The organism is Prochlorococcus sp. MIT 1314, assembly GCF_034093315.1.
Classification (GTDB): domain Bacteria; phylum Cyanobacteriota; class Cyanobacteriia; order PCC-6307; family Cyanobiaceae; genus Prochlorococcus_A; species Prochlorococcus_A marinus_Y.
This window is the reverse complement of sequence record NZ_CP139300.1, coordinates 780,995-806,004: the sequence shown is the minus strand read 5'-3', so window position 1 is coordinate 806,004 and position 25,010 is coordinate 780,995. Positions and strand designations below refer to the sequence as shown.

Annotated in this window: 26 protein-coding genes; 17 read left to right on the top strand and 9 right to left on the bottom strand. The window is 32.6% G+C overall.

The features are described from left to right. Positions 1 to 3 precede the first annotated feature (3 nt). The 4 genes from serA (at position 4) to SOI86_RS04620 (ending at position 3,396) form a co-directional block, all read left to right on the top strand. Positions 4 to 1,590, top strand: coding sequence for a phosphoglycerate dehydrogenase (gene serA, locus SOI86_RS04635; protein WP_320682423.1), 1,587 nt, complete (start codon positions 4 to 6; stop codon positions 1,588 to 1,590). A gap of 18 nt (positions 1,591 to 1,608) precedes the next feature. Next, positions 1,609 to 2,523, top strand: coding sequence for a 50S ribosomal protein L11 methyltransferase (gene prmA / locus SOI86_RS04630; protein ID WP_320682422.1), 915 nt, complete (start codon positions 1,609 to 1,611; stop codon positions 2,521 to 2,523). Positions 2,524 to 2,651: 128 nt separating this feature from the next. Next, on the top strand, positions 2,652 to 2,951 hold the full coding sequence (locus SOI86_RS04625) for a ferredoxin (RefSeq protein ID WP_011376994.1): 300 nt from the start codon (positions 2,652 to 2,654) through the stop codon (positions 2,949 to 2,951). A gap of 79 nt (positions 2,952 to 3,030) precedes the next feature. Then, the gene (locus SOI86_RS04620; protein ID WP_320682421.1) at positions 3,031 to 3,396 is read left to right on the top strand and encodes a hypothetical protein; all 366 of its coding nucleotides are present in this window, start codon (positions 3,031 to 3,033) and stop codon (positions 3,394 to 3,396) included. Positions 3,397 to 3,407: 11 nt separating this feature from the next. Here SOI86_RS04620 and SOI86_RS04615 read toward each other — a convergent pair whose 3' ends face one another. Both SOI86_RS04615 and rnz read right to left on the bottom strand, forming a co-directional pair. Then, positions 3,408 to 3,956, bottom strand: coding sequence for a pentapeptide repeat-containing protein (locus tag SOI86_RS04615; protein ID WP_320682420.1), 549 nt, complete (start codon positions 3,954 to 3,956; stop codon positions 3,408 to 3,410). 86 nt (positions 3,957 to 4,042) lie between these two features. Next, the gene (rnz, locus tag SOI86_RS04610) at positions 4,043 to 4,981 is read right to left on the bottom strand and encodes a ribonuclease Z (protein ID WP_320682419.1); all 939 of its coding nucleotides are present in this window, start codon (positions 4,979 to 4,981) and stop codon (positions 4,043 to 4,045) included. Between the two features lie 88 nt (positions 4,982 to 5,069). Here rnz and SOI86_RS04605 point away from each other — a divergent pair, with 88 nt between their 5' ends. Then, positions 5,070 to 6,245 (top strand): SpoIID/LytB domain-containing protein, encoded by a 1,176-nt coding sequence (locus SOI86_RS04605; RefSeq protein ID WP_320682418.1) that lies wholly within the window; start codon positions 5,070 to 5,072, stop codon positions 6,243 to 6,245. Positions 6,246 to 6,248: 3 nt separating this feature from the next. Here SOI86_RS04605 and truB read toward each other — a convergent pair whose 3' ends face one another. Continuing rightward, positions 6,249 to 7,172 (bottom strand): tRNA pseudouridine(55) synthase TruB, encoded by a 924-nt coding sequence (gene truB / locus SOI86_RS04600; RefSeq protein WP_320682417.1) that lies wholly within the window; start codon positions 7,170 to 7,172, stop codon positions 6,249 to 6,251. Positions 7,173 to 7,314: 142 nt separating this feature from the next. Here truB and SOI86_RS04595 point away from each other — a divergent pair, with 142 nt between their 5' ends. Next, the gene (locus tag SOI86_RS04595) at positions 7,315 to 7,989 is read left to right on the top strand and encodes a class I SAM-dependent methyltransferase (protein ID WP_320682495.1); all 675 of its coding nucleotides are present in this window, start codon (positions 7,315 to 7,317) and stop codon (positions 7,987 to 7,989) included. Here the strand turns inward: SOI86_RS04595 and rpmA are convergent. Together rpmA and rplU are read right to left on the bottom strand one after the other, a co-directional pair. Next, complete coding sequence (gene rpmA, locus SOI86_RS04590; RefSeq protein WP_011863458.1) at positions 7,982 to 8,242, bottom strand: 50S ribosomal protein L27; 261 nt, start codon at positions 8,240 to 8,242, stop codon at positions 7,982 to 7,984. The two genes, SOI86_RS04595 and rpmA, sit on opposite strands and share 8 nt — an antisense overlap. 9 nt (positions 8,243 to 8,251) lie before the next feature. After that, complete coding sequence (gene rplU / locus SOI86_RS04585) at positions 8,252 to 8,692, bottom strand: 50S ribosomal protein L21 (RefSeq protein WP_320682416.1); 441 nt, start codon at positions 8,690 to 8,692, stop codon at positions 8,252 to 8,254. Positions 8,693 to 8,836: 144 nt separating this feature from the next. On the opposite strand from rplU, the gene kaiB reads away from it, so the two are divergent. Then, entirely contained in the window at positions 8,837 to 9,154 is a 318-nt protein-coding gene (kaiB, locus tag SOI86_RS04580) for a circadian clock protein KaiB (protein ID WP_320682415.1), read from the top strand. A 70-nt stretch (positions 9,155 to 9,224) separates the two neighbouring features. After that, positions 9,225 to 10,754 carry a circadian clock protein KaiC gene (gene kaiC / locus SOI86_RS04575; protein WP_320682414.1) on the top strand — a complete coding sequence of 510 codons (1,530 nt, stop codon included), beginning with the start codon at positions 9,225 to 9,227 and terminating at the stop codon, positions 10,752 to 10,754. Here the strand turns inward: kaiC and SOI86_RS04570 are convergent. Beyond that, complete coding sequence (locus SOI86_RS04570; RefSeq protein WP_320682413.1) at positions 10,751 to 12,817, bottom strand: ATP-binding protein; 2,067 nt, start codon at positions 12,815 to 12,817, stop codon at positions 10,751 to 10,753. The two genes, kaiC and SOI86_RS04570, sit on opposite strands and share 4 nt — an antisense overlap. A 4-nt stretch (positions 12,818 to 12,821) precedes the next feature. Then, the gene (purD, locus tag SOI86_RS04565) at positions 12,822 to 14,153 is read right to left on the bottom strand and encodes a phosphoribosylamine--glycine ligase (protein WP_320682412.1); all 1,332 of its coding nucleotides are present in this window, start codon (positions 14,151 to 14,153) and stop codon (positions 12,822 to 12,824) included. Positions 14,154 to 14,288: 135 nt separating this feature from the next. Here purD and purC point away from each other — a divergent pair, with 135 nt between their 5' ends. The 7 genes from purC to msrA are packed head-to-tail and all read left to right on the top strand — an operon-like array spanning position 14,289 to position 21,151. After that, positions 14,289 to 15,017 (top strand): phosphoribosylaminoimidazolesuccinocarboxamide synthase, encoded by a 729-nt coding sequence (gene purC, locus SOI86_RS04560; protein ID WP_320682411.1) that lies wholly within the window; start codon positions 14,289 to 14,291, stop codon positions 15,015 to 15,017. 47 nt (positions 15,018 to 15,064) lie between these two features. Further along, entirely contained in the window at positions 15,065 to 17,197 is a 2,133-nt protein-coding gene (locus SOI86_RS04555) for a BamA/TamA family outer membrane protein (protein WP_320682410.1), read from the top strand. After that, positions 17,198 to 18,034: a UDP-3-O-acyl-N-acetylglucosamine deacetylase gene (gene lpxC / locus SOI86_RS04550; RefSeq protein ID WP_320682409.1), complete on the top strand. Its 837-nt coding sequence runs from the start codon at positions 17,198 to 17,200 to the stop codon at positions 18,032 to 18,034. A gap of 17 nt (positions 18,035 to 18,051) precedes the next feature. Further along, a complete protein-coding gene (gene fabZ / locus SOI86_RS04545) occupies positions 18,052 to 18,510 on the top strand; it encodes a 3-hydroxyacyl-ACP dehydratase FabZ (protein WP_320682408.1) in 459 nt (152 codons plus the stop codon). A gap of 4 nt (positions 18,511 to 18,514) precedes the next feature. Then, on the top strand, positions 18,515 to 19,357 hold the full coding sequence (gene lpxA / locus SOI86_RS04540) for an acyl-ACP--UDP-N-acetylglucosamine O-acyltransferase (protein ID WP_320682407.1): 843 nt from the start codon (positions 18,515 to 18,517) through the stop codon (positions 19,355 to 19,357). Beyond that, positions 19,354 to 20,532, top strand: coding sequence for a lipid-A-disaccharide synthase (lpxB, locus tag SOI86_RS04535; protein WP_320682406.1), 1,179 nt, complete (start codon positions 19,354 to 19,356; stop codon positions 20,530 to 20,532). The genes lpxA and lpxB overlap by 4 nt, the downstream gene beginning before the upstream one ends. 16 nt (positions 20,533 to 20,548) lie before the next feature. Further along, on the top strand, positions 20,549 to 21,151 hold the full coding sequence (gene msrA, locus SOI86_RS04530) for a peptide-methionine (S)-S-oxide reductase MsrA (RefSeq protein WP_320682405.1): 603 nt from the start codon (positions 20,549 to 20,551) through the stop codon (positions 21,149 to 21,151). Positions 21,152 to 21,162: 11 nt separating this feature from the next. Here the strand turns inward: msrA and SOI86_RS04525 are convergent, their stop codons facing one another. Next, entirely contained in the window at positions 21,163 to 22,635 is a 1,473-nt protein-coding gene (locus tag SOI86_RS04525; protein WP_320682404.1) for a leucyl aminopeptidase, read from the bottom strand. A 24-nt stretch (positions 22,636 to 22,659) separates the two neighbouring features. Then, positions 22,660 to 23,271, bottom strand: a complete 612-nt coding sequence (locus SOI86_RS04520; protein ID WP_320682403.1) for a hypothetical protein — start codon at positions 23,269 to 23,271, stop codon at positions 22,660 to 22,662. 151 nt (positions 23,272 to 23,422) lie between these two features. On the opposite strand from SOI86_RS04520, the gene SOI86_RS04515 reads away from it, so the two are divergent. After that, positions 23,423 to 23,746: a DUF1825 family protein gene (locus SOI86_RS04515; RefSeq protein WP_002807348.1), complete on the top strand. Its 324-nt coding sequence runs from the start codon at positions 23,423 to 23,425 to the stop codon at positions 23,744 to 23,746. A gap of 19 nt (positions 23,747 to 23,765) precedes the next feature. Then, positions 23,766 to 25,004: a tyrosine--tRNA ligase gene (tyrS, locus tag SOI86_RS04510; protein WP_320682402.1), complete on the top strand. Its 1,239-nt coding sequence runs from the start codon at positions 23,766 to 23,768 to the stop codon at positions 25,002 to 25,004. Positions 25,005 to 25,010: the final 6 nt, after the last annotated feature.

The window sequence follows — 25,010 nt, the reverse complement described above, 5'->3', positions numbered from 1 at the left end:
TAAATGACAAAAGTTCTCATTACAGATCCAATTGATCAAACAGGAATCGATATTCTTTCACAAGTTGCTCAGGTTGATCAGAGGATAGGCATCTCAAACTCTGAGTTAGCATCAATTATCAAAGAATATGATGCACTAATGATACGATCTGGAACTCAAGTGACTGAAGAAATTATTAACTGTTCAAATAAACTGAGAATTATTGGAAGAGCAGGGGTAGGGGTTGATAATGTAGATGTTAAGGCTGCTACACAAAAAGGAGTTCTTGTTGTTAATTCTCCAGGGGGTAACACTATAGCTGCCGCTGAACACACTATAGCTATGATGTTGGCCTTATCTAGACATATCCCAATAGCTAATAGTAGTACTTTGTTAGGTAAATGGGAGAGAAAGAAATTTGTTGGGAATGAGCTTTATAAGAAAAAATTAGGAGTCGTAGGTTTAGGGAAAATTGGTGCTCATGTAGCGAAAGTCGCTAATGCATTGGGAATGGAAGTACACGGATTTGATCCCTTTGTTTCATCTGAAAGAGCTCAACAAATACAAGTTAAACTATCTGAGCTAGAGGACTTATTCCAACAATCCGATTATGTAACTTTGCATTTGCCTCGTACACCAGAGACAGAGAATTTGGTAGATATGGATGTGCTTAAAAGTATGAAAAGTAGCTCAAAATTAATTAATTGTGCTCGAGGAGGTTTGATTGACGAAGAAGCATTAGCAGAAGCTTTAAATAAATCATTGATTGGAGGAGCTGCAATAGATGTCTTTTCTAAGGAACCATTAGAATCTAATTCCCCATTGCTGAAAGTTGAAAAGAATCTTATTCTTACCCCCCATTTAGGAGCATCTACTCGAGAAGCACAAGAAAATGTAGCTGTAGATGTTGCCGAACAAATCAGAGACGTTCTACTTGGCTTGTCAGCTCGAACTGCAGTAAATATACCAGGTTTGAGTCCTGATATTATGGATAGCCTAAAACCTCATTTGCAGTTGGCTGAAACAATGGGGCTTCTTATTAGTCAGCTTTCAGGGGCACAGATCCATAAATTAGAAGTGAAGCTTCAAGGTGAATTTGTTCAACATCCTTCCCAGCCATTGATAATAGCTAGTTTAAAAGGCCTTCTAACTAAAGCCTTGGGAGATAGAATTAATTATGTAAATGCTTCTTTAGAAGCTGATTCGAGAGGTATTTCAGTAGTTGAGAGTAAAGACGAGGCAAGACCTGAATTTGCTAGTGGATCGCTACAGTTAACCACCTATGGAGATAATGGCGACCATAGCGTAGCAGGAAGTATTTTTGCTGATGGAGAATTAAGAATTATTAGTATTGATCAATATCCTGTTAACGTATCACCAAGTAGATATATGTTGGTTACTAGGCACAGAGATATGCCTGGTATTATTGGCAAGTTGGGGTCCTTATTGGGGAGCAACAATGTTAATATTGCCTCGATGCAAGTTGGACGCAAAATTGTTAGAGGGGAAGCTGTTATGGTTCTAAGTATTGATGATCCAATACCTAGCAAGTTGCTTGATACCATTATTGAAGTAGAAGGAATTACTAGCGCTAATCCAGTTACTTTATAAAAAAGTTTTAATCTCTTAATGGCAACTAAAGATTGGTATAAACTAACCTTTCAGATAGAAAGTGATAAAGAAGAAATTATTATTTGGAAATTAAATGAGCTGGGAATTTTTAGTTTTTCATTTGAATATTTGATAAAAACTGAAAATAGAGAAGAAGTCAATATATGGCTTCCAATTAATGAATGGGATGAGATTTCTAGAGGTGATTTTGAAGAAATAATTATCAAACTTCTAAACATTAATAACTCTAATAAATTTTTTGAATGGATTATTATCAAAGAAGAGGATTGGTTAACAAGCTGGAAGAAATATTGGGCCCCTGAATTAGTGGGAAATCATTTTTTAATATTACCTTGTTGGATAAATTTGAATGAAAAATTTAAGGATAAACAGATCATAAAAATTGACCCTGGAGCAGCCTTTGGTACTGGCAGTCACCCCTCGACTTATCTATGTTTAGAAAAAATGGAGAATATTTTATTTTCTGATAAAAAGGTTTTAGATATTGGGAGTGGTAGCGGGATTTTGAGTATTGCTGCAAGATTACTTGGAGCTAAAGAGGTTTGTGCTATTGATAATGATTATCTAGCTATCAATTCTACTAACTCGAATTTTCAATTAAATTTTGGTAATTTAAATAACCTAAGCACATATTTGGGGCCTTTTAATGAGATAGTTTTTAAAAATCAACTTAATAAATTCGATTTTGTTTTGTGTAATATTCTTGCGGAAGTAATAAAAGAAATGATCCCAAATATTTATAAGTCTTTGAGAAGCAATGGTGAGGTCATTTTCAGTGGAATTCTGAATTCACAAAAAGATGAAATTATAAAAATTTTAATTCAAAATAACTTGCAATTATTGGATGTATCATCTAAAAAAGATTGGGTGTGCATTGCTGCACGAAAAGAAAACAATCGAACTTATGCATAAGTTTTCCTTATGAATACCCTTTAATACATTTTATTGTGTCATTTTTTACGTCAAAATCCCCCATATCGACCTAATCAATGTTAAAAATGTATTTGATAGGTATTAATTACCAACACTTTTTTATTTAAATGGCTTCTTACAAAGTTACACTCATCAGCGAAGGTGAAGGACTCAATTCAACCATCGAAGTACCTGATGATCAATATATTCTAGATGCGGCTGAAGAGCAAGGCATTGATCTTCCATATTCATGTAGAGCTGGAGCTTGCTCAACTTGCGCTGGCAAAGTAACATCAGGAAGCGTTGATCAATCAGACCAAAGTTTCTTAGATGATGATCAATTAGAGGCTGGTTTCGTACTTACTTGTGTAGCTTATCCAACATCTGATGTGACAATTACAACTCATGCTGAGGAAGAATTGTATTAATTTTAAAAAATTAACTTATTAAAGTTGATAATTCATTACTTCTCTGCCACCCTCTATAAAGGTGGCTTTTTTTTTGAAAATGAATAACTTTGAATTTTTTAAGAATGGAAGTGTTCAATCCAGTTATGGAGGCCAGTACAGTTATAAGGTTATTGGACCATGTTGCAGGCTTTACGATAGGGAAGAATTGCCTTGGCCCTGTTCAAGGCTTGCTTGGAGAAGTAAAGAGCCTAGTTGGAGAAGAATAGGTTCTAGATTCGTAGCAGATATGGCTTCAAGAAAATGTCCCTCTTACTCTGTTCATATTTTGGAGCCTGGATCAAAACCTGTTGAAACAGTAATTACTCTTTTTTCACAGAGATTTTCTTCTGATATTCAAGAATGGTGGTACAGCAAAAAACCAAGCTCGAAAGAGCCTGGTAATTGTTTACCTAAATTAAGTTAATTAATTTTTAATTAAGCTTTTGGTGTTGCAGGTATATAACCTCTTAAGCCTGAGCATTCAAGACTATCTACGGTATCAACTCCAGTTTTTGAGTTAGTACCTGTTGCTCTTTCACATAATGATTTCCTCTGAGGAAGATCAAGAGTTGCATCAGTAAAGTCTGCTCCATCTATAGTCGCCCCATCAAAAACACTTTTCATCAGCTCACCATTAGTAAGATTTGCATCAGATAAATCAGCATTATCAAAACGTACAGCATATGCAATAAGATCTTTCATGTTGGCGCTTTTGAAACTAGAATTTGCTGCAGTTGTTACACTCATATAGGCGCCTTGTAGATTTGCCTCCCCTAAATCTTGATTAGATAAATCATATTTTACAAATTCATTATTTTGAAGATCTGCACCATGAAGATCTCCTTTCAATCCATCTACTGACGAAGGGTCACTAGGATAAAGTGCATTAGTAGAAATTGGATTAAGAAGTAAACCAATAATCAATGGAAGAAAAATTAAAAGTCTTTTCAGAGACTTATTTAGGAACGAAAAAAAAGTAACCATTTCGATCAACATCAAATAGAAAAACCTATGACTATTATTTCATGGGTTGGTCATTTACAACCCTCCTGCTAACGAACTGTTGCAGTTTATTTAATTTCTGCAGTTAGAAAATCTTTAGCGAGGTGAGTATTTGGAAAAACTTTTTGCGCCTCTTTAAGCAAATCGCTTGGTGTAATTGAATTTTTATTAGTGTATCTTGGACTTAAATGAGTAATAATTAATTTTTTTGTATTAGATAATAATGCTGTTTTCGCAGCCATAATTGTTGTGGAATGTAATTTTTCATAGGCCATGCTCTCATCCTTCTGAGAAAATGTCGATTCATGTACGAGTAAATCGGCATTTTTTGATAATGAAACCGCTGATTCGCTAAAGACAGTATCTGTGCAATAAACAAAACTTTCACCCTTCCTAGGAGGTCCGCAGAACTCCTTCCCATCAAATGTCCTCCCATCTGCTAATGCGACTTTTTTACCTTTTTGCAGTTCTGAATATATTGGACCTGGTGCTATTTTCAGAGACTCAGCCTTTTTGATATCAAATATGCCTGGTTTGTCTTTTTCACTGACTCGATAACCATAAGCAGGTATTTTATGTTTAAGACAAGTGCAATTTACTGTTATTTTATCGTTTTCAAATAAATTTTTATTTTCTGATGCAAAATTTTCAACTTCCACGAATTGCAATGGAAAGGATAATTTGCAAAAACTACTACTAAGCGCAGAATTTATAAAACTTCGCAGTTCGGAAGGACCATAAATTTCAATACCTTTACTATTACCTGACAAACCTAAAGTTGCCAAGAGGCCGGGCAAACCATAAATATGGTCTCCATGCATATGCGTAATAAATATTTTTTTGATTTGTGAAGATTTAATATTACTTTTAATTATTTGATGCTGTGTTCCCTCTCCACAGTCAAAAAGCCAAACTTCTGAAGATTGTGATAATTTAAGAGCCAATGAAGAAACATTTCGGGTTAAGGAAGGGACTCCTGAACTAGTTCCTAAGAAGGTGATATTCACTTATTATGATATTTTTGTTTTGATATCTAGATTAAATCTAGACTTTTAGTCAAACTTAGGCAAATTAAGAATTTCTTTTTTAAACAAAGTGATACTTAAATTAAAAAAAAATTATAGTAAATGTTTTCTAATAAGTATTTTATTTTTTTGTGTTTTTCAAAGTGAAACTGTTTTTGCTTCGAGAGAGCCAATAATTAGAGTTTTGATATCAAAAAATAACAACATAAGGATTAGATCAGATAAATTAATTCCATTAACAATAGACGGAAAAATTTTTTCAAATAAGAAAATAAAAGGCTTAACTTTGAAAAATGAGAAAAATAGAAAAATTTTATATTTTGATAAGAACAAACAAAAAATATATGATTTAAAAAGTAATCAACAATTTCAAGTCAGATCTTCTGATGGAAGAGGTATCTGGGTAGGTCAGAAAAGATTTTCTGGTAAAATTGATCTCTTTATACTTGATTCTGAAATATTGGTAGTTAATGTTTTAGGAATTGAAAAATACTTAAGTAGTGTGGTGGGTTCAGAGATGCCAATAAAATGGCCTATGGAAGCATTGAAAGCACAAGCAATTGCCTCTAGAACTTATGCTTTAAAGCAAAAGGGAAATAATCTATTTGATATCGATTCCACGCAGAGAAATCAAGTTTATAATGGATTGGAGTCAAGAACTTATAAAACTATCAGAGCAGTTAAAAGTACAAGATCTTTGGTCTTGACGTATAAAAATAAATTGATAAATGCTTTGTTTCATAGTAGTTCGGGTGGAATGACAGAAAATAGTCAAGATGTATGGAAAAATAAATATCCATATTTATCAAGTGTGAAGGATTTTGATAAAAAGAATCCAAAATTTAGATGGCAAAGAAAATTTTCAGATAAAGAATTAACAAATTTATTTCCCAAGATTGGAGGATTAAAAAATATAGAGATTCTAAATATTACGAGTACTGGTAGGGTGAAAAATGTAAAACTTATTGGAGCTTATGGTTCTGATCAAATGTCTGGGGTAGATTTAAGAAAGAAATTAGGTCTCAATAGTAATTTTGTACGATTTAAATTTTTTGATGAAGAGCTAAATAATAAAGTTCCTAAGAAAAAAGGTTTAATAGTTTTTGGACAGGGATCTGGACATGGAGTAGGAATGAGTCAATGGGGTGCTAAATATATGGCGTCTAAAGGCCAAAAAGCTGAAAACATACTGAAATATTTCTATAGGGGGGTGCAGGTCAAACCTTTTAAAAAAGATTATCTATAAAAATCATTTTGCATGAAGCACTATTTTTGGATTTATATTAGTTTGTTCTTTATTTAAGAAGCCTATCCCAAGTAGTTTTTTTCTTTTGTCGATTACTTTTATGGGTTTTTTATGATCAAAAATGTTGCTTTCATTAAAGTAATTAATATCAACTTTAATTGATCTTCCCGTTTGCCAAAAATTAATTTCTTCTTCATTATTTAAGACTAATGTTGTGATGTGATTAAGAGCAGAAAGTGTTGGGATAATAAAATTTGTCGCGTTTTTATTCCCTTTTTCTCTTTCTATTTCAGATATTTTTATAGAGTGCTGTTCATGAAAGCCACAAGCTGCAATTCTTTTTAGTTGTAGAAGGCAACCCTCGGAATTGAGAAGTTTACCCAAATCTCTTGCGATTGCCCTTATATACGTACCAGCTGAACATTTGATTTTTATTTCTATGATTCCGTTTATTTGGTCCCATTTCATTAAAATGAGTTCTTCTATTTTTACTTCTCTTGGTGCTAATTCAAAATCTTCATTATTAAAAGCTTTTTTATAAGCCCTCTCACCATTTACGTGCACACTAGATACTTTTGGCGGAATTTGTTTAATTATTCCTCTAAATTTATTTAAAGATTGATCTAATTTCTCATGACTGATTTTAGGCCACCCTTTTTGATTAATTATTTCTCCGTGAATATCATCAGTGTTTGTTCTTATCCCTAATTTAATTTGTCCAATGTATGTTTTCCCCTGAGGAAGATATTGAATAAATCTTGTGGCACTGCCTATCGCAATTGGTAAAGTTCCTGTAACCTCTGGATCAAGAGTTCCTGTATGACCAACTTTTTTTGTGTTTAGTAACTTTCTTATTTGTTTAACACAATCATGTGAGGTACAGCCTTTATCTTTATTAATTACTAAGAATCCATCTTTAGTTTTCATATTGAATATTAAGAATACTTTGAGAAAGATTTATTACCATCCTATGATTTTTATATTGGAAATTAATAGTAAGAAATTGAAAAACAATAGTTTTATATTAAAAGAGTTTTTAGATAATGCTTTTAATTTGAAGTCACATTTAATGGAATTCTTATCAATTAAAGAATGCGATTTAGATGGATTTCTTGAAAATGCAAAGATGAATTTGGCAAATTTACATCCTGGGGATGCTTTAAGTAATGTTTCGGATTTTTATACTGAGATTGTTGGAGATAGTCATCTGGCTGATTTAGCTGCTTGGCATATTACGAGCAAAAATTACATCGCTGATACTTTAAAACTTCAGCAGAAATTTTCTAAAGATTTAGTTTTAGATTTTGGCGGAGGTATTGGAACGCACGCCTTAGCTAATGCGATGTCTTCCAAAGTTGAGCATGTTTTTTTTGTAGATATTAATGAAACAAATAGAAACTTTGTGGAATACAGGGCTAAGGAATTAGGTGTCGAAAAAAAGCTTACTTTTTGCAAGACAATTCAAGATTCAGAAATATTGAAATTTGATACGGTAGTTTGTCTTGATGTTTTGGAACATCTTGCCGATCCAGCTTCTCAACTTGAGATTTTTAATGAGATTATGCATAGTAATTCTATTGCTTTATTAAATTGGTATTTCTATAAAGGAGAAAAAAATGAATACCCATTCCATGTCGACAATATTCAAATCGTTGAAAGATTTTTTAAGACACTTCAAATGAATTTTTTAGAGGTTTTTCATCCTATTCTCATAACTACAAGAGCTTATAAGAAAATCAGATAACTATATTAACTCTTTTTCTATTTCTTAAATTTCTTTTAATGCTTTCGAAACTTACCGTTCCTTCTTTGAGTGCAAAAAGCGTGTCATCCTTCCCTTTGCCAACATTGATTCCTGGCAAAAAGGATGTACCTCTTTGGCGAATCAAAATTGATCCAGCGGTTACTTTTTCTCCACCATAAGCTTTTACTCCCAATCTTTTGGAATTTGAGTCACGTCCATTTCTTGTAGAACCTGTTCCTTTTTTATGTGCCATTAGAATTGTTTAATTTGTAGATTTTTCAGATTTTGGTTTAGTTTCCTTTTTAACAGTTTCTTTTTTAGAAGAAGACTTAGGAGTACTCGTACCTGTTGATATGGATTTTACCATAACTCTTGTAAGTTCTTGTCTGTGTCCCATCTTTTTTCTTGTCTTTTTTTTTGGACGCATCTTGTATACAAGAATTTTCTTATCTCTTTTGTGCGAAACTACTTCTAATTCAATTTTGGCATCTTTGACATAAGGTTTACCTATAGTGATTGAGTTTTTATCCTTTAAAAGTAGAACTTTTTCTAGTGTTATCTTATCTTTCTCTTTTGCATTTAACCTGTCTATGTCATAGTATCTGTTAACTTCGAACCAAAATTGTTGCCCAGAAGCTTCTGCTATTGCGTACAATTCATTACTTTTAGATGAATTGTTTGAAGGGTTTTTAGAATTTGTCATATTTTAAAGACGCTTTTAGGCTCAAATTTATAATTTGATTAAGCCAAATAAGCAATCATAATAGTTTGTTTATTTTCTTATTTTGTAGTGTAATAAGTCAAGGGTTGTTTTAAATCTTTTATATCAATTTGAGGGAACATAACAATGGCAGCACGAAAAACTTATATTTTAAAACTCTATGTTGCTGGTAATACTCCTAATTCAATGAGAGCTTTGAATACTTTAAAAGAAATTTTAGAAAATGAATTTAAAGGAGTTTATGCTTTGAAGGTTATCGATGTCCTTAAACAACCACAACTTGCAGAGGAAGATAAGATTTTAGCTACCCCAACCTTAGCTAAAATTTTACCTCCACCAGTAAGAAGAATAATTGGTGACCTTTCTGATAGAGAAAAAGTTTTAATTGGTTTAGATCTACTTTTTGATGAATTAACTGAAACTGAATATAGTGTAGATAAATAACATAAAGAAAACTTTAAAAATAAAGATAAATTGTATGTTTATTTTTGATTTAATTTTTTTTTAAAAAACCATGAAAGATAAGAATTTTGGCAAATCAAATAAAATGCAGGTACAAAAATTACCCACAGGTATAGAAGGGTTTGATGATGTTTGTAGAGGTGGTTTGCCTGTCTCTCGAAGTACTCTTGTTAGTGGGACTTCGGGGACTGGCAAAACTGTTTTTTCTCTCCAGTACTTACACCATGGAATTTGCAATTTTGATGAGCCAGGGATTTTCGTTACATTTGAAGAATCTCCTTTAGACATAATAAGAAACGCTGCTAGTTTCGGATGGGATTTACAAGAATTAATTGATCAAAATAAGTTATTTATATTGGATGCCTCTCCTGATCCTGACGGTCAAGATGTCGCGGGTAACTTCGACTTGTCTGGTCTTATTGAAAGAATTAGTTACGCAATAAGAAAATACAAAGCTAAAAGAGTTGCAATAGATTCAATAACTGCGGTTTTTCAACAATATGACGCCATTTATGTTGTTAGAAGAGAAATCTTCAGATTAATAGCAAGATTAAAAGAAATAGGAGTAACTACAGTTATGACAACAGAAAGGGTAGATGATTACGGCCCTATTGCTAGATATGGAGTAGAAGAATTTGTTTCTGATAATGTTGTCTTATTAAGAAATGTTTTAGAGTCAGAGAAGAGAAGAAGAACATTAGAGGTTTTGAAGTTGAGAGGTACTGTACATATGAAAGGGGAATACCCATTCACTATGGGTATAGATGGTATAAGTGTATTTGCCCTTGGAGCAATGAGACTCACGCAAAGATCTTCCAATATTAGGATTAGTTCTGGAGTTAAAGATCTTGACGATATGTGTGGAGGAGGTTATTTTCAAGACTCAATTATTCTCGCCACAGGAGCTACTGGTACAGGTAAGACTATGCTTGTATCAAAATTTGTAGAAGATGCTTATAACAACAATGAAAGAGCAATACTTTTTGCATATGAAGAATCTAGGGCTCAATTGCTTAGGAATGCTACTAGTTGGGGAATAGATTTTGAAAAGATGGAAAGTGATGGGTTATTGAAAATTATTTGTGCATATCCTGAATCAACTGGTTTGGAAGATCACTTGCAAATCATAAAAACGCAAATTAATCAATTTAAACCGAAGAGAATGGCAATAGATTCTCTTTCGGCATTGGCCAGAGGTGTAAGTTTGAATGCATTTAGACAATTTGTAATTGCAGTCACTGGTTATACAAAACAAGAAGAGATAGCTGGCTTTTTTACTAATACGGCAGAAGAATTTATGGGAAGCCATTCTATTACTGACTCTCACATCTCAACCATTACCGATACTATATTATTACTTCAATATGTAGAAATCAAAGGGGAGATGGCTAGGGCATTAAATGTTTTTAAAATGCGGGGATCATGGCACGATAAACGCATAAGAGAATTTATCATTACCAATAGAGGCCCTGAAATAAAAGATTCCTTTTCTAACTTTGAACAGATTTTTAGTGGAGCCCCTCATAGAGTGGTTCCTGATCAGAATGTTCAAAATGTTTTTAAAGGATTAGAGAAGAATTAGATGATTTCGCTGATTTCAGAGCTTGAGAAAGTATCTATATTATTAATGGTTTGAGTCAATAATTCATCTTTGTCAGATTGTGCCAAGGCTAAATCAAACCAAAAGGTTGTTCCAACTCCTAATTCACTAGCCATACGAATCTCCCCACCATGTTTTTCAATTATTCCTCGCACTATAGATAAACCTAAACCCGTTCCTTGCTCAGTATGAACTGAATTCTCTACTCTATAAAAGCGGTCAAATATCTTTTCTTGATCCGCTTGAGATATCGCTGAACCTGTATCAGCAATTTCAATTCTTACTTTTGGTAATGGTGAAACTAACTCACATTGGGGAGCTCCATCATTACTATTTATTGGTGGGAAGGCAGGACAGGAATCTGGCCATGTATAAGCTCTTATCATTAAGCTGCTGTTTTTTGGACTAAATTTCAATCCATTACCAAGTAGATTATCAAAGACTTGTAAAAGTAAATCAAAATTTCCAAGAATTGAGGGTATTGTTTCTTCTATATCATGTGCCAATGAAACATTTTTTTCCGTAGCATTTAGTCTGTAATTTCTGAGAGTTTGTTCTATAGCAGCTTTTATATCCATTTCTTCTAATTGAATTATTTTCCCTGATTCCAATCTTGATAAATCTAATACATCATTAACAAGTCTTGTTAGCCTATCAGTCTCTGAATTTGCAATACCCAGAAATTCTAGTTGTTCTTCATTAGAGAGTTGATCTTTTAAATCATATAAGGTCTCTACGTAACTTTTGATGTTAAAAAGTGGTGTCCTTAATTCATGCGAAACATTACTAATAAATCTGTTTTGTGCCGCATTTAGTTCTACCTCTCTAGTTAGATCTTGAATTGTGACGGCAATTCCTTTTAATTCAACTTTGTTAGTATCTAGTACTGATTGTAAGACAATTCTTAAAGTTCTAGGGGGTTCACCTAAGCTAAATCTTAAATCATCTTTCTCCTTTTCTCTGTTTAAAAGAGATTCTATATTCGTGTGTAAGTCATTAGATAAAATTTCTGGGATCTCATTTAAAAAATATTTTCCTTCTAATAATCTTCCTTCCCAACGAAATAATCTTTTTGCTGTTGGATTAGTAAGTACTATCTTTCCTTGAGAATCTAATAATATTGCACCATCAGCCATAGTAGCTATTAATGATTGCTGCTTTATTTGAGCAGCTTTAAGTTCTTCAATATTTGCCTCGTCATAATTTTCTAACTGAGTGGCCATGCGGTTAAATCCATTTAAAAGTTCTCCTAGATCTCCTGTCATAGGTAAAGAAATTCTAGATTTAAAGTTTCCTTTTGAAATTTCCCTAACACCTCTTACTAATTCCCTTACAGGTCTAGTAATTGTAAGTGCATTGAATACAGCTCCCAGTATTACTAAAACCCAAATAGAAATAAAAACTGCTATGGTTAATTCTCTTGTAAGTGCGGCACTGGCTAAGGCTTTTTTATTAGGAGTAACTCCTAAAGCTAAAGTTCCAAGATATTTTCCTTTCCAAAGCATTGGGACAAATACATCTGTTACTTGACCCTGAGGTGTAACATGTTGCCTGACTAGTGGAAATTGCGGTCTTTTCTTTAATTCTGATGGTAGTTTTAATCTTCTAGTTAGTTGGAACTGACTATCTGAACTTGTTGGAGTTGCACTAATCGGTATTCCCAGTTGAACTATGTCATCAGTATCAGTAAAAAATATGTATCTTAGGTTTCGACTTGATCTCCAAAACTTTTCAGCTACATTTGAAATTTCTTTTTTTTGGTTATTAGCAACTAATTCTGTGACGTTCCCCGATAATAATAATCCGAGGTCTCGAGCATATCTCGTGTCATTCATTCCTGCATCTCTTTGAATACTATTAAGTGCAAAAAACGTTATTCCTGTCATCAAGAGACTCACGACTAAAGTAGCTATTGCTAACAATTTTGTTCTTAAACTAAACCCGCTCCACCAAGAAATAATCTTATTAATCCAATAGTTATTTTTTATATCTTCATTATTGGCGATTTTATTTTCTCTACTTTCTCGATTATTGGTATCTACCATAATCTTAATTCTCCTTATAAAAGTTTTTCCTCACTTGATTGCCTATGTCATTTCTGTAGTAAATTCCATCAAAATTTATTTCTTTTAAATTTTTGTATGCTTTTTCAAAAACCATATCGAAATTTTTATCTTGACAGACGATACTTAAGACTCTACCTCCATCAGTTAATAATTCCCCATCTTTGCTTAAAGAAGTACCTGAGTCGAAAATTTGACAATCGTTTGAGTCAATCTTTCCTATTTTTATTGGAAAGCCAGTTTTATATTCAAAAGGGTAACCTCTGGAGGTCGCTATGACACAACCACTAACCTTATCAGAAGTATTAATTTTTTCGTCACCGTTTAGATTTCCCATTGAGCATTTTTCTAAAAGAAATACAAAATTTTGATCCATTAAAGGCATTATTGTTTGACATTCAGGATCACCAAACCTGCAATTATATTCTATAACTTTTGGCCCAGATTTTGTGATCATTAATCCAAAATAAATAACACCTTTATAATCAATATTTTTTTTATTTAGTTGATCTATTGTTGGTTCAATTATCTCCTTGATGATTCTATTAAGGTAATCTTCTGTTAAGAGTGGAGCAGGAGAATAAGCTCCCATTCCCCCTGTGTTTGGACCTTTATCCTTCTCATTCAGACGTTTGTGATCTTGTGCGGTTGGGAGTAAGATATATCTCTCTCCATCACATAGAGCAAAAACTGAAACTTCTGGACCCTGAATTTTTTCTTCTAGAACTACCATATTGCCAGATTCACCAAACTTACCATTTAATATTGATTCTGCTGCCCTAAAACATTCATCTTTTGAATCGGGTATAAAAACCCCTTTACCTGAAGCTAGACCATCAGCTTTAACTACCAGTGGGCTCGGTGATGAATGGATAATTTTTTTTGCTTCTTCTAGAGTATTAACTTTCCAAAAGTTTGCAGTTGGAATATTTGCGTCTTGCATAAATTCCTTTGCCCACGATTTGCTATATTCCAATCTTGCTCCATCTTTACCTGGTCCAAATACTTTAAAGTCATTTTTTCGAAGAAAATCTGCTAATCCATTCGCTAGAGGTATTTCTGGGCCTATTACAATTAAATCTATTTTCAAAAAATTAAGCTTTCCGATTAATTCATTTTTGTTGTTTATATCAATTTTTATTCTTTCACATTTATTTATTCTTTCTGATCCAGCGTTCCCAGGTATTAAATAAACTTTTTTGACTAATTGATTTTTTTGTATAACCCAAGCTAAAGAATTTTCCCTTCCGCCATTCCCAATTATTAAAATATTTTCTAATCTAATGTTGCTTTTATAATTTGTTGAATTAATACTCATAAATTTGTTTTTTGAAGGTTATGAGGTTTCGATGAATAATCAGTTAAAATGCAAATAACTATTCTGAAAAGTTGATCTCTATTAAATATGTTAATTATAAATCGTACTTTTTGTAATCAATGAGGTCCTAAATTAATGAATAATATAAATGAATTGATTTATGAAGGTAAAGCAAAAAAAGTTTTTTCTCATGATGATTCAAATAAAGTAATCATTGAATTTAAAGATGATGCTACAGCTTTTAATGCTATGAAAAAAGCTAAATTTGAAGGAAAGGGGAAACTTAATTGCCTAATAAGTTCAAGAATTTTTGAACTTCTTATAAAGAATAATATTCCAACTCATTTTCTTGAACTTAAAAATGAGAATACAATTATTGCAAAAAAAATAAAAGTAATCCCCTTAGAAATTGTTCTGAGAAATACTGCTTATGGTTCTTTGTGTAAACAAACGACTATCAAACCTGGCACAGTTCTGCCAAAACCATTGATAGATATTTATCTTAAAAATGATGAACTTAATGATCCGTTAATTACAAAAGATAGAATTGAAATATTGAACATAATAAGCCCTAAAGATTTAGATTTAATAATAGATTTAACTTTAAAAATTAATGTAATTCTTAAAAGTTTTTTTAAAAATATTCAGCTTGAACTAGTAGATTTTAAATTGGAGTTTGGTTATGACTGTAAAAATAATATCCTTCTAGGGGACGAAATAAGTCCCGATAATTGTAGATTGTGGGATCTCAATCAAAAAAATGATATAATTGTAAGCCTAGATAAAGATAGATTTAGAAATGACTTAGGTGGTTTAATTGAAGCTTATAGTGAAATTAATAGAAGAATAAACGATTTCATTTAACCCGATTCAATAATTTCATTCGCTATTTATCTAAATCAAAAAATACTATGCAAAAACAGTTTTTAAAATTTAGAAAGGTATTCACAAATATTGCTTGCTCTCCCCTGATTTTAATATCAAATAATTCAGAACTAGCTGCTCAGTATTTGCCAAATGATGTTGATCAATCAATCATAACTTATGAAATAAAAGATCTTAAAAAAGGTTTATTCCGCGGGTTGGATAATAAACAAAACAAAAATTTCTTAATTGCAGAAAATAAAGAAAAAATTAATCAAGAAAGTGTTCTTATCTCAGAAATAATTATCGAAGGCTGGGAAAATCATCCTGAGGGCAGAAAACTTGAATTAGCTGCATATGATTCTATGAGTATAAAGCCAGGAAGTATTGTTGATAATCAAAAATTAAATCAAGATTTAAATGCAATATATGCTAGTGGTTGGTTTTCAGGAGTTAAAATAAAATCTAAAGATGGGCCATTAGGAGTAAGACTAATTGTACAGGTCGTTCCTAATCCAATTTTGAAGAAAGTTGAACTCAAACCAAGTAACTCTGTTATCTCTAATGCATACCTAGATAATATTTTTAATAATTTTTATGGCACCACACTTAACCTCAAAGAATTACAAAATAAGATAGAAATAATAAAAAAGCGTTATGAAAGTGAAGGATATTCTTTAGCTAGAATTAGTGGCCCAGATAGAATCTCAGAAAACGGGCTAGTAACATTAAATGTTTCTGAAGGTATAGTATCTGATATAAAATTAAGATTCCCAGGATCTGATGGGGAATCTATTATCGATGGAAAGCCTAGAAAAGGGAAAACAAAAGACTGGGTCATAAAAAGAGAGTTAAAAACTCAACCTGGCACTATATTTAACAGAAAAATTTTAGAAGCTGATATAAATAGACTGTATACCACATCATTATTTGATGATGTCAAGGTGTCTCTTGGTCCTGATAATGCAAATCCTGGCCAAGTCATAATTTTTCTAGATCTAAGCGAGCAAAGGACAGGATCGTTGACTGGAGGGCTTGGTTATAGCAATAGTTCAGGTATCTTTGCCTCAATGGGGTTGAAGGAATCGAATGCACTAGGTAGAGCATGGTCAACTAGTCTTAACCTAAATTTTGGTGAATATTCGACAACTTATAATTTTTCTTTATTTGATCCATGGATTAAAGGGGATAAGCATAAGACTTCCTTCAGGACTAATGTGTTTTTAAGTAGGGATTATCCTCAAGAGTTTAGAAGTGAAAGTAATGGAAAGATATATGCAGTTGATGACACGAATGCTTCTAGTTCAGATTCTTTCTCCTCTATTATTCTGGAAAAAACAGGAGGAGGTTTTTCTTTCTCGAGACCTCTTAATGGTGGAGATCCATTTAAAGTTGCTAAATGGAGGGTTCTTGCAGGGATGAATTTTAAAAGAGTAAGAATGATTGATAGTAGTGGCAATAGAAAGCCTTACGGAGATATGACGCCCACAACGGCAAATATCGATGAAATAATTTGTATAGGATATACACCTTCAGATGGCTCGTGCCCAGAAGAAAATACCTTAGTAAGTTTCATCGCAAATACATCTAGGAATAATTTAAATAATCCAGTTAACCCAACCGCTGGAAATAAACTTACTATCGGCAGCGAACAGTTCGTTCCTTTAGGCGAAAATTCACCAACTTTCAATCGAATGAGTGCCTCATATGCAGTTTTCATTCCTACGAGATTTATAAATTTAACAAAAGGATGTAGGTCTAGTGACCCCTCCGATAATGATTGCCCTCAAGCTATTGGGTTTCAATTAAAAGGTGGAACAATTATTGGAGAATTACCTCCTTATGAAGCATTTTGCATGGGGGGAACCTCATCGGTAAGAGGATGGTCATCTTGTGACCTAGCTGTAAGTAAAACCTTTGTTGAAGGAACTGCAGAATATAGATTTCCTGTTTGGAGGATGATTTCAGGGGCTTTATTCGCTGATGCAGGTAGTGATTTGGGCTCCCAAGATGATGTCCCAGGAAAACCCGGTAAATTACTAAAAAAATCAGGTTCAGGTTTTTCTGTAGGTGGAGGAATAGGTGTTAAAACGCCAATTGGTCCGTTAAGATTAGATATTGCTAGTAAGGACCTAAGTGGAGATTGGAGATATACACTTGGAGTTGGATGGAAGTTTTAAGTGTTTTCTTGGCCTACTAATTACGATTCTTGCTATACCTTAGCTGGTATTGTCTCCAAAGAGGGTATAGGCCTTCATAGTGGAGAAAAAACTAGAGTTAAAATTTCTTCTTATGAAAAAGAAGGATATTATGTTTCTTTTAGAGATAAACCTAATGAGATTTTTAAGCTAAGTCAACATTTGATTGGAAGTACGATGCTTTGTACTGCGGTTAAATTAGGAGGGAGAAATTTATATACTATTGAACATTTATTATCTTCACTTGCAGGTTGTGGGCTAAGTTATATACATATTGAGGTTGATGGGAAAGAGATCCCGCTTTTAGATGGATCGGCAATTCAGTGGGTAAGAGAGTTTGAAAGAGTAGGGATAAAAAAGGCCCCAAACCCAGATAATTTTTTTCGAGAGATTAATAAATCAATAATTTTAAATAAAGAAGGCTCAGTGATAGCAGCAACTCCTTCTGAAAAAATTACAATTATATCTACCATAAGTTTTTCCTACAAAGCAATTGGAAATCAAACTTTTGTGATTGATTTAAATCCAAAAAGTTTCGTTGAAATGATTGCTCCAGCAAGAACATTTGGTTTTAAGGATCAATTTCAAGAATTAAGTGAACTTGGTTTAATAAAAGGAGGAAGTTTGGAAAATGCACTTGTCTGTGATGGTGATGAATGGGTAAATCCGCCATTAAGATTTGATAATGAACCAATAAGACATAAAATTTTAGACCTTATTGGGGACTTGGCTTTGGTAGGGTTACCTAAGGCACAAATTTTAGTTTATAAAGGATCACATTCTTTAAACGCTTTATTGGCCTCATCGCTCAAAAATTAACTTTATCTTTAATTATTTTGGAAAAGAAATTATCCAGTGAAAATAATCAACTCTCCTCTGAGAACATACTAGGTTTATTACCTCACAGATATCCTTTTGCTCTTGTAGACAAAGTTATAGAAAATATTCCTGGTGAGAGAGCTGTTGCAGTAAAAAATGTGACTATCAATGAGCCTCAATTTCAAGGACACTTTCCTGAAAGGCCTATAATGCCTGGAGTTCTTATTGTTGAATCAATGGCACAGGTTGGGGGAATTATAGTAACACAAATGCCCGATCTTCCTAAAGGACTTTTCGTTTTTGCTGGAATTAATAATGTTAAATTCAGAAAACCTGTTGTACCTGGAGATCAATTGATAATTTCTTGTAAGTTATTGAGTATCAAAAGACAAAGATTTGGCAAGGTTCAGGGTGAGGCACATGTTGGTGGGAAGTTGGTTTGTGCTGGAGAATTAATGTTTTCATTAGTTGATTAGATATATGGAGAATAAAAATACTGAAATAAATTCAAACTTTAGTGGTGTAAAAGTGCACCCAAACGCTTTTGTTGATCCACGTGCCGAATTACAAGATGGGGTCATTATCTCTCAAGGAGCTATTGTTGGTCCTGATGTAACTATTGGGAAAGGAACTGAAATAGGTCCGAATGCTGTTGTTACAGGAAAAACTCAAATTGGTTTTAACAATAAAGTTTTCCCAAATGTTTTTATAGGTCTGGATCCTCAAGATCTTAAATATAAAGGAGCCTCTACTGAAGTAATTATTGGAAATAATAATACTTTTAGAGAATGTGTAACTATTAATAAGGCAACTGATGAAGGAGAAAAGACTATTATTGGTAATAATAATTTGTTAATGGCTTACAGTCATATAGGCCATAATTGTGAACTTGGTAACAGGATAGTTTTATCAAATAGTGTTCAAGTTGCAGGCCATGTAAAGATTGAAGATAAAGCTATTATTGGTGGCTGCCTGGGGATTCATCAATTTGTACATATTGGATATTTAGCAATGATTGGCGGAATGACTAGAGTAGATCGAGATGTGCCTCCATTTTGTTTAGCCGAAGGTCATCCAGGAAGATTGAGGGGATTAAATAGGATTGGAATTAAAAGAAGTGGTTTGATTGAAAATAAGGATTTTGATCTAAAAATTTTACAAAATACTTGGAATCTACTTTTTAAATCTAATGATGCTATTTCAAATTCATTAGAAAAAGCGATGATAGGAGAATTAGATCTTTCATCTTCAAGATTGTGTAGTTTTTTAAAAGAATCAATATCTAAGGAAAGACGTGGACCAATGCCTTTAGTGAATTTATGAATAAAAAAATATTTATAAGTACTGGAGAAGTCTCTGGAGATTTGCACGGAAGTTTGTTATCAAAAGCTTTATTAGATGAAGCAAAAAAAAATTCTATAGATCTAGAAATTTGCGGATTAGGTGGTGAAAGGATGAAGAAAGAAGGCGTAAAAATTCTTCAAGATACTACATCCATTAGTGCAATAGGAATTTGGGAAGCTTTGCCTCTAATTCTCCCAACAATAAGAATTCAAAAAAGATTTTATAAATTACTGAAAAGATATCCTCCAGATTGCTTAATTTTAATTGACTATATGGGACCCAATATAAACATTGGAATTAAATTAAAAAGATCGAAGACTAAAATTCCAATTTTCTACTATATTGCACCACAAGAGTGGGCTTGGAGAGTTGGGAATAATTCTACGACAAATTTAATAAATTTTTCTGATAAAATTTTTGCGATTTTCAAGAAAGAGGCAGCCTTCTATAAAAAGATGGGTGGAAATGTTTTGTGGGTGGGACATCCAATGATTGATTTGACAAAAAAACTTCCTCTCAAGAAAGATGCCAGGACTATTCTGAACCTTCGCCCAAATCAAAATATCCTACTTTTAATGCCTGCTTCAAGATCTCAAGAATTGAAATATATTTTACCCACTTTTATGCTGGCAGCTAGAAAGTTACAACAAAAATATCCAAGTTTGGTTGTCTATATTCCCTCCTGTAGGAGAGTTTTTGATGAAAGATTGAAAAAGGCCTTTCGAAAATATCAAGTTAAAGGACAAGTGATCTCTCAAAAAGATAACGCAAGATTAAAGCCGTATATTTATACGCTGACTAAAATTGCTCTTTGCAAATCTGGGACAGTTAATATGGAATTAGCTTTATATGGAATACCTCAGATAGTTGGTTATAGAGTAAGTAGAATAACTGCTTTTATTGCCAGAAAAATTCTCAATTTTAAAGTAAGATATATTTCACCAGTAAATTTGTTAGTTAATAAGCTAATAATTCCTGAATTTGTACAGAGAGAGTTTGACGAGAAGAAAATCTTCTACAAATCTTGTAGGATTCTTGAAGGTAAATCAGAAAAAATAAAAATTAAAAAAGGCTATGCCTTTTTAAAAAAAGAATTAGGCGAAGAGGGTGTAGTTCAAAGAGCTGCTAAAGAGATTATTAATTCCATTATTTGAACTTTATAATGAAGAAATGAAATACCTCTTATCTCTAATAGTTGCTCTTTCAATATTTGTTAACCCTTTAAACGCTTTTGCAGAGGAATTGATTCTTGCAGGAGGTTGTTTTTGGTGTTTAGAACATGATTTAGAGTCATTAAAGGGGATAAATTTCGTACAAAGTGGCTATTCAGGTGGAGATTTGCAAAATCCTACTTACGAAAATCATGAAGGACATCAGGAAGTGGTTTTGGTAGACTATGATTCCAAATTGGTAACTTTACCCGAGATACTTAGGCTCTATTTCAGAAATATTGATCCTCTGGACGGCAAAGGTCAATTTTGTGATCGTGGAGATTCTTATAGGCCAGTGATCTTTTTTAAAAATGCAACTGAGGAAAGTGATGCAATAAATGCAATTGTTTCCGCCTCTAATGAATTGCATGTGCCATTAGAAAAAATAGCTGTAAAACTAAAATTCAAAGGTCAATTTTGGTTGGCTGAAGAATATCACCAGGATTTTGCAGAGAAAAATGAATTGAAATATAAGTTCTATAGATTCTCATGTGGGAGAGATCAGAGGTTGGATAAATTATGGGGTGATAACGCTAGATCAATAAATCTTTGGAATAAATGATTGAAATATATTTATTTATTTTTAATCCATTGAACAAGAGTTTTAACTCCAAAACCGGTTGCACCTGATGGATTAATTCCCTTATTTTTATCAGTCCAACAAGTCCCAGCAATATCAATATGAGCCCATTTAATCTCTTTATCAAAGAATTCCTCTAAAAACAAAGCAGCGGTTATTGACCCACCTGCTCTAGGACCTGTATTTTTCATGTCAGCTATATGAGACTTTAACCCTTCTTTATAAGATTTTTGTAAAGGCATTTGCCATAATTCTTCTCCAGATTGACTTGATGCAGCTTTTAGGCCATTTGCTAGATCATCATTATTGCTCCAGAATCCAGCTACATCATTCCCTAATGCAACAACAATAGCTCCTGTTAAAGTGGCGAGATCTATGATTGAATCCGGTTTTAAATTGGATGCGTAAGTTAAAGCATCAGCTAATGTGAGTCTACCCTCTGCATCAGTGTTATTTATTTCAATTGTCTTGCCATTAGATGCCTTAACTACATCTCCAGGATGTACTGCAGATCCATTTATCATGTTTTCGCAAGCAGCCACAATAAAATGAATTTCTAATCCCTTTGGTTTTATTGCTCCAAGTGCTTTTGCTGCACCTAAAACTGCAGCGCTTCCGCCCATATCATATTTCATCATTTCAATTTGAGAAGCCCCTACTTTCAGATTGTATCCTCCAGAATCAAAGGTTAAACCCTTCCCAACAAGCGCAATCCTTTCTTTTATAGGCCCCTCTGACTTTAAAGTAAGATGTATAAATTTAGGATCTAGATCAGAACCTTTTGCTACAGCTAAATATGCACCCATTCCTAAATCTTCACAATCTTTTGCCTCTAAAATTTTCACTTCCAAACCATGATCTTTAGCTATTTGAGTAGCTTGTATAGACATTTCCTGAGGTGTAAGACTATTAGGAGGGGCGGCTACAAGTCTTCTAGCTAGTTCTACACCTTCACATATTTGTGCTGTCTCTTCAAAGTTAATATTCTCAATTTTTTTTAAATTCAAAAACTCTATTTCTTTAAGGACTTTCTTTTCATCTTTTTTCTTATTGAATCTATTGTCCTTATAGGCAGATAATCTGGCTGACTCTGCTAATTGATTTATTTCTAGTTGTGAATTTATTAATTCCCAAGGTAGCAAGATGCTGATTTTTTCGTTTTTATCAACAGTTTTCCTAACTAGATTTCCTATAGAGTTTTCTATATCACTTTTATTTAGGTCTTTTGATTTGCCAAGGCCAACTATGATTAAAGTTTCTAATTTTTGATCTAAAAATTCAAAGTTTAAAGTTTTTCCTTTTTCTCCTTTGAATTTTTTTTGAGTAACTTTTTTTAGTAATAATTTTGTGTCAACAACAAATTTTATGTTTTCAAGTTGACTTGCAATTTCTTCCTCTAAAACTCCAAAAATTAATGAAGCACCTTGCCAGTTATCTAGATTTTTTTGGAATGTGGAAAATTGCATTTGTAAAATCGATTTAATTAACTTTTAGTTGTTTGTGAAAGTAGTTGCCCACCTATCTCGAGTTTCTTTATTAAAAGGTGGTAACCATAAATATATCAGTTGCTGTTCTAATTTACGTCTTAATTTTACTTCTTTAGGTACATCTAAGAAGAAACGAATATCTTGGTGACTTGTGAGTTTGTTATGAGCTAGGGCTTCTTTATAGTTCATGAGGTAATTTTTACAGTCATGTTCTCCCTTCCATCTCTTATTTGCTGAATTTGTTTCTCCTATATATAGGATTATTTTAGAACTCTCCATCGAGTCAATTACAAAATACATTGCTGGGCCATTGTGTATATGTTGATTGGTTCTCCAAAAGTTCAATGATAATGGCTGTAGAGAAAACGGATCAATTTTTCTTTCATTGGAAATTTTACTTACAGGAAGACTTGTTTGGTGCAAAGTTTTATTGTGAGTATCTTTTGAAATTTTGAATTGGTGATTATATATTCTATTTCTCCATTCAGTTAGGATTTCGCCTTTGATTTTTAGATTATTTGAGTGTTGAAAATTAATTGATGTATTTACATTTGAACCAAATAGTTCAAATTGTCTATTTTGGTTTGAAATATTATTTACGTTAAATTTTTCCAATATTTATGAAACATGTCTACTAAATTTAATTCTGAAAAAATATAAATCAAAGAATTATTTATAAACTAAAATTTATTAATGTTCTAATCAATTTAAAAGATTCTTGTTATCTTGTAATTGAGCCTTAATCTTGCGAAGTAAAAAAATAGAAATGGGATTTTTTGAGTCAGACATCGTTCAAGAAGAAGCTAAAAAGCTTTTTACAGATTACCAAGAACTTATGAAACTTGGTTCTGATTATGGCAAATTTGACAGAGAAGGGAAAAAAATGTTTATAAAAAAAATGGAATCTCTTATGGATCGTTATAAGGTTTTTATGAAGAGATTTGAATTGTCCGAAGATTTTCAAGCAAAAATGACAGTAGAACAATTAAAGACGCAGTTAAGTCAATTTGGGATTACTCCTGATCAAATGTTCGATCAAATGAATAAAACCTTAATAAGAATGAAGGATGAACTTGATAAAACTTCTTAAATTTAACGGTTAAAGCTTCATGTCAGATAATTTAATATTGCCATCATGGCTGTCAAGAGGAATAGAAGAATATTTTCCAATTAAGGGAACAGATCAAACCTTTTCGGAGATAATTGATCATGCGAAAAAAAATAATAAAAAATTAAGGGTTAAACTCGGGATCGATCCAACTGGAACAGATATTCATCTTGGGCACAGCATATTGTTTAAAAAACTTAGGGCATTCCAAGATAATGGACATATTGCAGTTTTAATTATTGGGGATTTTACTGCTCAAATTGGAGACCCAACCGGAAAAAACAAAACAAGAGTTCAGTTATCGGAAAAACAAGTTAAGGATAATGCAAAAACATACTTAACTCAACTAGGGATGGGAAAGCCAGCCAATGAATCTATTTTAGATTTTGATTCAAAAGATAGAATAGAAGTTAGATATAACAGTGAATGGTTAAAAGGATTAAATCTTAATTTGATAATTGAATTAATGGGGAGTGCAACAGTTAGTCAAATGCTAGCTAAGGAGGAATTTAATAAAAGGTACACTTCGCAAGTTCCAATTGCTTTGCATGAATTCTTATATCCACTATTACAAGGTTACGATTCGGTAGTTGTTCAATCAGATATTGAGCTTGGAGGTACAGATCAGAGATTTAATATTGCGATAGGAAGAGATCTTCAAAGGCATTTTAAACAAGACCCGCAATTTGGTGTTCTGCTGCCAATTTTGACAGGTTTAGATGGAATTAAGAAGATGAGTAAATCTGAATTTAACACAGTAGGTTTAACTGAAGATCCTCTTTCAATGTATTCAAAATTAGAAAAAGTGCCCGATCATATAATACCCACCTATTTTGAATTACTTACTGAATTAGATTTAAGTTTCATTGAAAAATCAAATCCTCGTGAATTACAGAGAAGAATGGCTTTAGAAGTTACTACTTTATTCCATGGGGCTGAAGAAGCATTAAAAGCGCAATCAAATTGCGAAAAATTATTCCTTGGACATAAAGAGAAAGTTGGAGAGATTCCAGAGATTTCATTAAGAGAGATCGCTTTTCCGGTTAAATTTTTTTACTTGCTAAGTGCTTTAAAATTATTTAAATCTAGCAGTGAGTCCAAAAGATCTATTAAAGGAGGTGGTGTAAAGATTGATAGCCAGAAAGTAACAAATCCTGATCTGGTTTTTGATTCAAAAAAAGATTTAGAGGGTAAAATTTTGCAAATTGGAAAAAAAGTAATTAAGAGGTTTGAAAACTAAAAATAA